Here is a 6,000-nt window from a genome sequence, read left to right on the forward strand (position 1 = left end):
ATTCTAGGAGGTTGTTTTGGAAAATAACAAATACACTTTTCACACATTATTAGAGATTTTTCTCGTCTCATTTCAATTAGGACTTACTTCATTCGGGGGTCCTGTCGCCCATCTCGGCTATTTCCACCACGAATACGTGCAAAAAAGAAAGTGGATGGATGAAAAAAGTTATGGTGATTTAGTAGCACTATGTCAATTCCTTCCTGGACCTGCCAGTAGCCAAGTCGGTATGGGAGTTGGTTTATTAAGGGGCGGGTTATTAGGAGCTATTATTTCATGGATTGGATTCACTTTACCGTCTGTGCTTGTTTTAGTTTTCTTCGCCTCATTCCTTAATCAGCTCGATCTTGGAAGTGCTGGCTGGATTCATGGACTAAAACTTGTAGCAGTCGCTATTGTCGCTCATGCAATATGGGGAATGGCGCAAAAGTTAACGCCAGACCGAAACCGTGCGACGATTGCTATTGTAACTGCCGCAATTGCCTTACTATGGCCAAATAGCTGGACACAAGTCATTCTCATTATAGTATCTGGCTTTATCGGCTGGTTTTTATATCGCAACCAACCAATTAGCCAATCTCAACATATAAAAGTACCTATTTCAAAAAAGATAGCAGTTTCTTGTCTCGTCTTATTCTTCGGACTATTACTACTGCTACCAATATTAAGACCGTTCTCGTATTACATCGCTTTATTTGATAGTTTCTACCGCTCTGGCGCACTTGTATTTGGAGGCGGACACGTCGTGCTACCTCTTCTTGAAGGTGAGTTCGTACACAACGGAATGATGACGAAAGAACAATTTCTAGCTGGATACGGATTAACACAAGCGGTACCAGGGCCACTATTTACATTCGCCTCGTATATAGGAGCAGTGCTCAACGGGACACTTGGAGCAATACTCGCAACAATCGCTATCTTTCTTCCAGCTTTCTTGCTCGTTATTGGTGTTTTACCATTTTGGGACAGTGTGAGAAAAATATCTCACATACAAGGCGCACTACTTGGAGTCAATGCAGCCGTTGTCGGTATTTTACTAGCAGCGTTTTACGATCCGATTTGGACGAGTACAATTATGAATTCTGTAGATTTTGTCTTTGCTTCTCTTCTATTTTGCTTACTAGCTTTTTGGAAAACACCACCTTGGGTTATCGTTATAATCGGGGCCTTCGGCGGATATATTTTATCCATTGTGTAAGCACAAAAAAACGACGGCATTATGTAGCCGTCGTTTTTCTATTAAAACTTCACAAGCTCTATTCCTTCAGGCAACTTACTCTCTGTTAAAATACGCAATTCCTTCACTCGATCCATTACGTAAGAAGAACGTTTCACAAGCTCTGGATCAATATAAGCTGGATGAACCATAATTTCTACCGATTGCCCGTCTTGTACGCGTGTTCCTAACTTCTCAAAATAGTCTTCCGTCACACCATCCGCATAAAAATCACTGTAAAACACATCAGAAAACGGGCGCACTGCTCTCTCTTCCTCACAACGACGAATCGGAAGTTTATATTTAGCCGCTAATCTCTCAAGAACATCGTGTAAGATTGGTAAACCATGCACATGATGATGGCTATCTAAATGAGTCGGTATTAATCCATAAGATAAAAACTTCTCAATTTGGGCAGTCCATTCTCTCTCAACTTCTTCTGGATCTATATTTCCTTCCCTTACGACACTTTGTTTATGAAACAATCCATCTGTCCCTACAAGTGATGGTACATTCTTTAAAAGTGGTTCTCCTGCCGTTAATACGAGGTGTACTCCTACTCCCAGCGTTTTATACTCTTTTGCTAAATGTACCGCATGCTCTGTCCCCGGCATATTCATCATCATCGTCGTTGAATTTACAAGTCCATTTATATGTCCATCAATAATGCCGTAATTTGTACCTTCTGTAAGCCCGAAATCATCTGCATTTACGATTAATTGAATCACTTGAATCCCTCCTACTAATATAAGAAAAAAAGCGGGCTAAATAGCGCCGCTTTTTACTTCTCTACCTTTTTGAAGAATTGTGGAAGATATTCTTTATGTGCTTCCAACATTTCATCTAAAATTTGTTTTGCAACTTTATCTGATGGTACAAGTGGATTAATTGTCATAGCAAGCAGCGCCTTATGATAATCACCTGTAACAGCAGCTTCAATTGTTGTGCGCTCAAATGATTTAATTTGTTGTACTAAGCCGCGAACTGGTACTGGAAGATCTCCGACCGCAATTGGTTTTGGACCCTCTTTCGTAATAATACAGTTCACTTCAACAGCAGAATCATGTGGTAAGCTTGCAATTGTTCCGTTGTTTCGTGTATTAACAGGCTGGATATCACCTTTATTATTGTAAATAGACGTAATTAAGCTACATGCTGCATCACTATAATAAGCGCCTCCACGTTTTTCTAATTGTGGTGGTTTAATATCTAAGTTCGGGTCTTTATATAACTCGAATAAATCATTTTCTAATTGTTTTACTACTTCTGCACGTGTACCTTTTTCAACCGAAGCTTCTTTCTCTTCTTCTAACATTTCACGTGTTTTGTAGTAGTAACGGTGGTATGGGCATGGAATTGCACGAAGGCCGCGAATAAAGTCTGGCTCCCAGTTAAGCGCTGCAATATTTTCCATCGTAATTTGCTTTTCCGGATCTGTTACAAGCTCTAACACACGATCCATTACACTTACGCCATCTAAATATACGTCTAGTCCGTATACCATGTGATTTAAACCTGCAAAATCAACGTGGACACGACTTGCATCTACTTCCAGTAATCTTGCAAGACCCATGCGAATTCCGATTGGAACGTTACATAGACCGACTACTCTTTGAATATTTGTATAACGAAGAACAGCTTCTGTTACCATACCTGCTGGGTTAGCAAAGTTAATTAACCATGCATTCGGACAAAGTTCCTCCATATCCTTACAAATATCTAAAATAACAGGAATCGTTCTCAGCGCTTTGAATAAACCACCAGGACCATTCGTTTCCTGACCGATTACATCATATTTTAACGGGATCGCTTCATCTTTTGCACGTGCTTCTAATAAACCAACGCGAAGCTGTGTTGTTACGAAGTCAGCATCCTTCAATGCCTCTCGGCGATCAAGTGTTAAATGTACCTCAATTGGTAAACCTGATTTTTTCACCATACGTTTCGCTAAGTTACCAACGATTTCTAACTTTTCTTTTCCTGCCTCAATATCTACTAACCAAATTTCACGAACAGGAAGCTCATCATAACGTTTAATAAACCCCTCAATTAACTCTGGTGTATAACTAGATCCACCGCCGATTGTAGCAATTTTAATTCCAGTCATGCTTTATTCCCCTTTCGCTTCTAATTTTTTATAAAGGTCAATAAATTCTGCTGCTAATTCTTTCACTGTAATCGCATTCATTAAATGATCTTGTGCGTGAATTAAAAGAACACTAATCTCTGTTTTTTCTCCTCTTGCTTCTGATTGTATGAGCTCTGTTTGGAAATGATGCGCCTCATTAATCGCTTCTTTCGCCTTTACCATCGCTTCATCAGCCTCTGCCATTTTCCCCTGTTTGGCAAATTGAAGTGCCTCCATTGCAAAGCTTCGTGCATTACCACTATTTAAAATTAATTGGAATGGAATTTGTTCTGCTGTAGTCATTATAATTACCGCCCTCTCTATTATCGTTCAACCGATTTAAATACCCCTTCAGTTTGAACATTTCTATTAAAATATTAATTTATGAATGATAGTTTGGTGTTCTTGTAGATGGGTCTCATCTTTTTGAACATGATATAAAGGTAATTGTTCTCACAGATAATATTATCTGTGAGAACAATCTCTATGTTACATAGGTACAGAGTTGTTATTTCCTTGCGCTGCTGCTTTTTCAGTACGAACAACTGAACGGTCACATAACACAACGAATGGATAATAGATTACCATCGCAATTACAAAGTTGAATAACTGTAGAATTGCACCTGAAAGATGCCCACCTGTTACAAGATAACCACTAATAATTGGTGGTGTTGCCCACGGAATCATCACAACTGTTTTTGGTACCCAGCCAATAGATATAGCTGTATAAGAAGTAATTACTAATACAATTGGTGTGATGATAAACGGTAAGAATAAAATTGGATTTAAAATAATTGGTGTACCAAAGATTACTGGTTCGTTAATGTTAAATGCACCTGGACCAATTGATAAACGAGATACACCGCGTAATTGTGCACTTTTTGCTACAAGTAATACAACTACTAAGAACGCTAATGTAGCACCAGAACCACCAAGATATACGAAAGTATCAAAGAATGGTTTTGTAACAATGTTTGGAACATCAAATGCAGATGTACCACCTTGGAATAACTTCATGTTTTTCTCTAATGCCGGTAAGTATAATGGCTCAATAATACCACCAACGATATTTGGACCATGTAAACCGAAGAACCAAAGAAGATGAACAAGGAGTACGATGACAATTGCACTTGGTAATGTCCCTGCTAAACTTTGCAGTGGTGATTGAATCGTATTAAAGATAAATTCATGAACACTTGTACCAGCTAATTTCACTGCTAATTGAATACCTGCAACTACTGTTAAGATAACAAATGCTGGAACTATAGCTGCGAAAGATCTTAAAACTGCTGGTGGTACTCCATCAGGCATTTTTAAAGTAATGTTTCTTTGTACAAAGAAACGGAATACTTCAGTAACAAGAAGTGCCACGATAATTGCTACGAATAACCCTTGTGCACCTGTCCAAGCTAAGTTCAATCCGCCTTCTTTCGGTGTTGTTGGCGTAAGAATAATTAACGCACCAAATGAAATAATACCTGCTGACAAGCCATCAACGCCGTAAGATTTTGCTAAGTTATAACTTGTTGTAAATGCTATGATTAGTGCTAGAATTGCGAAAGAACCAGTCCACATTCCACCGCCAACTTGTTTCCACGTTTCACCAAACAAACCTTTCATGAAATCTTGGAAAGCGTCAGACGGAAAACCATTAATTAGTGATGCCAATGCACCAACTAAAATAAGTGGCATAACTGCAATAAATCCGTCACGGATCGCAGCTAAGTGACGTTGCGATCCGATTTTACCAGCGACAGGAACAATATATTTCTCCATGAATGCAATAAACTTTTGCATTTCGCTTCCCCCCTAATTATTTTTTTAGTGTTAATGCGTGATCTAAAACTGCTTCTCCATTCATCATGCCGTAGTGCATCGGATTGATAACATCGATTCCAACGTTTCTCTCATCAGCAAGCGTTTTCATTGAAGAAAGCATATAACGAACTTGTGGTCCTAGTAATAATACATCTGCTTGATCGATATTCGTTTTTACTGCATCCCCAGATACAGCCCAAATCTTTCCTTCTAGACCGCGAGCTTTTGCAGCCGCTTCCATTTTTGTAACTAGTAAACTTGTAGACATCCCTGCTGAGCAACATAATAAAATATTCATTTGAAAATCCCCCTTGTGTAGTATAAAAAATTTATGTTTTATTTATTTTTCTTTACGCTATTTATTAATGCAATTAGCGTGCCAACTTTTTAAAACCACTAAAATCAGCACTTTTTCGACTGTTTCCTTTGTGTGTTAACGCTTTCAATTAGTGTGTCACTCAAAAAACACACAGTGTGTTATAAAACAACACGCTTTTAACACATAACTGTATGAAAATAGATTAGTGTTTAGTTGTCTAGTTGTGTTTAAAACAAAAAAACACTAAAAAAAATTTTTAGCGTGAAAATCTAATAAAAAAACAAACCTTTCTTGAGCACATTCTTCTATCAATTGTCCAAGCAAACTCTACTAAATTACATAGGATAGAATAAAATAAAATAACACAATTCGAAAGGGGATTCCTATGCCAAAACATAGAAAACTGAACAAAATAAAGATTTATAGAATAACGAGCTTTAAAAAAGACAAGTCTTCTGAAGTAGACTCTGACAAATTTGAGCTAGACAAGCAAGATACACAAAACAAACAGGACAAACA

Annotated in this window: 6 protein-coding genes and 1 pseudogene; 2 read left to right on the plus strand and 5 right to left on the minus strand. The window is 38.0% G+C overall.

What is annotated here, in order from left to right; translation table 11 throughout:
• The first annotated feature begins 16 nt into the window (after nt 1–16).
• A complete protein-coding gene (locus tag DN410_RS13795; RefSeq protein WP_149176919.1) occupies nt 17–1,198 on the plus strand; it encodes a chromate transporter in 1,182 nt (393 codons plus the stop codon).
• Nucleotides 1,199–1,239: 41 nt separating this feature from the next.
• Here the strand turns inward: DN410_RS13795 and chbG are convergent, their stop codons facing one another.
• From chbG to DN410_RS13820, 5 genes are all read right to left on the minus strand, one after another.
• The gene (chbG, locus tag DN410_RS13800) at nt 1,240–1,944 is read right to left on the minus strand and encodes a chitin disaccharide deacetylase (RefSeq protein ID WP_149176920.1); all 705 of its coding nucleotides are present in this window, start codon (nt 1,942–1,944) and stop codon (nt 1,240–1,242) included.
• 53 nt (nt 1,945–1,997) lie between these two features.
• Nucleotides 1,998–3,323 carry a 6-phospho-beta-glucosidase gene (celF, locus tag DN410_RS13805; RefSeq protein WP_000145762.1) on the minus strand — a complete coding sequence of 442 codons (1,326 nt, stop codon included), beginning with the start codon at nt 3,321–3,323 and terminating at the stop codon, nt 1,998–2,000.
• Between the two features lie 3 nt (nt 3,324–3,326).
• The gene (locus DN410_RS13810; RefSeq protein ID WP_000989050.1) at nt 3,327–3,650 is read right to left on the minus strand and encodes a PTS lactose/cellobiose transporter subunit IIA; all 324 of its coding nucleotides are present in this window, start codon (nt 3,648–3,650) and stop codon (nt 3,327–3,329) included.
• 183 nt (nt 3,651–3,833) lie between these two features.
• The gene (gene celB / locus DN410_RS13815; protein WP_063221814.1) at nt 3,834–5,141 is read right to left on the minus strand and encodes a PTS cellobiose transporter subunit IIC; all 1,308 of its coding nucleotides are present in this window, start codon (nt 5,139–5,141) and stop codon (nt 3,834–3,836) included.
• Between the two features lie 16 nt (nt 5,142–5,157).
• Nucleotides 5,158–5,460 carry a PTS sugar transporter subunit IIB gene (locus tag DN410_RS13820; protein ID WP_001023569.1) on the minus strand — a complete coding sequence of 101 codons (303 nt, stop codon included), beginning with the start codon at nt 5,458–5,460 and terminating at the stop codon, nt 5,158–5,160.
• A 406-nt stretch (nt 5,461–5,866) separates the two neighbouring features.
• Here DN410_RS13820 and DN410_RS28495 point away from each other — a divergent pair.
• A pseudogene (locus tag DN410_RS28495) lies at nt 5,867–6,000 on the plus strand (polyamine aminopropyltransferase); the annotation flags it as partial.

The organism is Bacillus sp. SH5-2 (assembly GCF_008368905.1).
Classification (GTDB): domain Bacteria; phylum Bacillota; class Bacilli; order Bacillales; family Bacillaceae_G; genus Bacillus_A; species Bacillus_A luti.

Coding starts and splice junctions, on each gene's coding strand:
- celF (WP_000145762.1), bottom strand. CDS start 3,323: ATGACTGGAATTAAAATTGCTACAATCGGCGGTGGATCTAGTTATACA.
- celB (WP_063221814.1), bottom strand. CDS start 5,141: ATGCAAAAGTTTATTGCATTCATGGAGAAATATATTGTTCCTGTCGCT.
- DN410_RS13820 (WP_001023569.1), bottom strand. CDS start 5,460: ATGAATATTTTATTATGTTGCTCAGCAGGGATGTCTACAAGTTTACTA.